The 1,538-nt window shown below is 73.2% G+C and carries 1 protein-coding gene and 1 pseudogene; both read right to left on the bottom strand.

The window, feature by feature from the left end; all coding sequences use genetic code 11:
* Positions 1 to 695 (bottom strand): annotated as a pseudogene (locus D7W81_RS41220) (methyl-accepting chemotaxis protein); the annotation flags it as partial.
* A 200-nt stretch (positions 696 to 895) separates the two neighbouring features.
* Positions 896 to 1,538: PP2C family protein-serine/threonine phosphatase (locus D7W81_RS41215; protein WP_147445842.1), on the bottom strand; the 643-nt coding region annotated here is incomplete at its 5' end.

The raw sequence follows: 1,538 nt of genomic DNA, 5'->3' as shown, positions 1-1,538 counted from the left end.
TCCCCCACCTCCACCCGCGACACGTGCAGGGACACGCCGCCCACGTCCCTCTCCGCGCCGTCCGCCCGGGCCTGGCTCGCCGCCAGCAGCGCGGGCGCCTGGACCGTGTGCAGAGACTGCGCCACCAGCCGGGGCCCCACGTGCAGCAGCGACTCCAGCTGCTCGCTGCCCACGCCCAGCCGCCCCAGCTCCTGCGCGCCCAGCTCCGCTCCCACCACCAGGAAGCCCACCGGCGAGCCGTTGACCTGGAGCGGCCGGGCCACCGCGAGCAGCGGCGCGCCCGTGGCCGGCAGCAACACCTGTCCCTGCTGACGCACCACCTTCGGAAGTCCCGCCAGCTCGCGCGCGTCCGTGGAGGCGATCACCGAACCGTCCACGCCCACCAGCGCCAGCAGGTCCACGCCCAGCACCGCGCGCTGCTCGTTCAGCAGCACGGCGGCCTCCGAACGCTCCCGGGAGAAGGCCCGCGGGAGCGCGGGGTTCGCCGCCGCAACGCGCCCCAGCTCCGCCAGCACCCGCAGCTCCTGGTCCTTCAACGCCTGCCAGCGGGTCACGTCCCGCGTCAGGGCGGAGGCCATCTCCGATTCGACGCGCGAGCGCAGCGACAGCCCCATCAACGTCACGGTCAGCAGCGTTAGGGTGATGACAACGGCGGTAAGGGCCGCGGTCAGGCGCGCGGCAAGGCTGAGCGTCATACGCAACGGGTGCTCGGACAAGGGAGGGGGACGCGAGGGGGAAGGCCCAAGATTAACCTGGAATAAACGAAGGATTGAAGTCCCTGTGACAGGTGACTCCCCCTTCGTCCGGGCGGACCCATCGCGTCGGGTCGGCGGTCAGGACCGACCTGTGGGGTTCATCGCCCACGCACGCCCCGCGGGTGACACGGCGGGGGACTTCAGACCCCCACGCGCAGCACGACGGCGGTGATGTTGTCGCGGCCCCCCGCCTCGTACGCGGCGGAGACGAGCGCGTCACACGCGGCCTGGGCGGAGGAGGCGCGCAGCTGCTCCTTCATCACTTCGGGGCCCAGTGGCTCATACAGCCCGTCCGAGCACAGGAGGAAGATGTCCCCGGGTTGCGTCTCCACCACCTGCACGGTGGGCTCCGCGTTCTCCGTGCCCAGGGCGCGGGTGATGAGGTGGCGCAGGTTGGCCGGGTTGCCGGGCGGCTCCCGGCCCGCCGCGCGCAGCTCCTCGATGAGCGAGTGGTCGCGCGTGAGCGACTCCAGACGGCCCTCGCGCAGGCGGTACAGGCGGCTGTCCCCCACGTGGGCCACGGCCGCGGTGCGCGCTCCCACCGCGAGCGCGACCACCGTGGAGGCCATCTCCTTGAGCTTGCCCACGCGGCGCACGCGCAGGGTGCGCTGGGCGGCCGCGGTGCACGCGGCCAGGTAGTTCTCCTCGCGGCTCCTCGCGGGGTCCACCGCGTCCGGCCAGGTGCCGTCGCGGTCGCGGTCCAGCCGGTCGCTGAACCCCACGAAGGTGTCCACCACGCACTGGCTGGCGACCTCCCCACCCTCCTGCCCGCCCAACCCGTCC

Origin of the sequence: Corallococcus aberystwythensis (genome assembly GCF_003612165.1) — a bacterium.
GTDB lineage: Bacteria > Myxococcota > Myxococcia > Myxococcales > Myxococcaceae > Corallococcus > Corallococcus aberystwythensis.
This window is presented reverse-complemented; position numbering and strand designations above follow the sequence as displayed.